The following is a 1,869-nucleotide window of genomic DNA, read 5'->3' on the forward strand; positions in this document are numbered from 1 at the left end:
CGGTGGTGAGATCCCGGCCGAGGCGGTGGCGCTCGTAGGCGTTGCGCACGGTGGCGCGCAGCAGGGTCGGGTCCCAGGGCTTGGCGACGTAGCCCCACGAAGCGCAGGCGATCCTGCTCACCGGCTACGCCGACATCTCGGCGGTGATCGCCGCGCTCAACCGCGGCGGCATCATCGGCTACGTCGCCAAGCCCTGGGACCCGACCCTGCTGCGCGCCACCGTGCGCAACGCCTACGAGCGCCACCGCCTCGGCCGGGATCTCACCACCGAGCGCGCCCTTTTGCGCGGCCTCCTGGATCACGCCGAGGAGGCGATCTCCTTCAAGGACGCGACGGGGCGCTTCGTGCGCCTCAACGCCCGCAAGGCCGGCCTCGTCGGCGGCACGGTCGAGGCGAGCCTCGGCCGCACCGAGATCGAGATCGCCGACACCCCCGAGGCCCGCGAGGCGGAAGTCGTCGATCGCCGCGCGATCGCGGCCGGAGAGGCCGGCTCGACGGTGATCGCCCGCGGCGCGCTCGGCGCCGAGCGCTGGTCGCACATCATCCGCGTGCCGATCCGCGGCGGGGCCGGCGAGGTGACGCATCTCGCCACCATCGAGCGGGACGTGACCGAGCAGAAGAGCCTCGAGGCGCGCCTGCGCCAATCCGACAAGATGCAGGCGCTCGGCACGCTCGCCGGCGGCATTGCTCACGACTTCAACAACCTGCTGACCGCGATCCTCGGCAGCCTGGAACTGGTCGGCCCCAAGATCGCCGACCAGCCGCGGGTCAAGCGCCTCGTGGACAACGCCACCGGCGCGGCGCAGCGCGGCTCGGCCCTGACCAAGCGGCTGCTGAGCTTCAGCCGCTCCAACGACGCCCATGCCCGGCCCGTCGATCCGAACGCGCTGATCGAGGGGATGAGTGCGCTGTTCGGTTCGAGCCTCGGCAGTCTCGTGCGCGTCGAGCGCGATCTCGAACCCGACATGCCCTTCGCCCAGGTCGATCCCGACCAGCTCGAACTCGCGGTGCTCAACCTCTGCATCAATGCCCGCGACGCGATGCCCGACGGCGGCACGATCACCATCTCGACCCGCCGCGCCGAGATCCACGACGATCCCGACCTCAAGCCCGGCACCTACGCCGTCGTCACGGTCGCCGACGAGGGCACCGGCATTCCTCCTGAAATCCTGGAGCGGGTCTGCGAGCCGTTCTTCACCACCAAGGCGGTGGGGCAGGGGACGGGGCTCGGCCTCGCCATGGTGTTCGGCCTCGCTCAGCAGGCGGGCGGACGCCTGCGCATCACCAGCGAGGTCGGGCAGGGCACCCGGATCGAACTCGCCCTCCCGCGCGCCGACGGCACCGCCGAGCGCACGGAAGCCGAGGTGCTGCCCGCGGTGCCGACGGCGGCGAGCCCGGCCCGCATCCTCGTGGTCGACGACGACGCGGAGGTCCGGCACGTCACCGCCTCCTTCCTCAGCGATTTCGGCTACTCCGAGACGGAGGCCGCCGACGGGCGCAGCGCGCTCGCCCTGCTGGAGCAGGGCCACAGCTTCGACCTCGTGGTCGCCGACCTCGCCATGCCGGGCATGACCGGCGTCGAACTCGCCACGGCGATCCGGCAGCGCTTCTCCGGCGTGCCGGTCCTGCTGCTGACGGGCCACGCCGAGGCCGTGCAGATCCCGGAGGGTCTGCCGGTGATGACGAAGCCCTTCGCCTCGGCCGAACTCGCCGCGCGGGTGTCGCAGCTTCTCGAAGCGGCGGTCTGACGGCCGGTCAGAGATCGGCGCGACGTCCGCGGAGTTGCAGCTCGGGTTCGCGTGACGCAGCCAACGATTGCATCATTGCCCGCTACCGGCAAAACACCCGTCATTCCGGGGCCGCGCAGCG

The 1,869-nt window shown here is 71.7% G+C and carries 1 pseudogene; it reads left to right on the forward strand.

Features of this window, described 5'->3' with window-relative positions:
* Positions 1-95 precede the first annotated feature (95 nt).
* Positions 96-1,748 (forward strand): annotated as a pseudogene (locus tag MFF42_RS20415) (response regulator); the annotation flags it as partial.
* Positions 1,749-1,869: the final 121 nt, after the last annotated feature.

Origin of the sequence: Methylorubrum podarium (assembly GCF_022179745.1) — a bacterium.
GTDB classification, from domain to species: Bacteria; Pseudomonadota; Alphaproteobacteria; order Rhizobiales; family Beijerinckiaceae; genus Methylobacterium; species Methylobacterium podarium.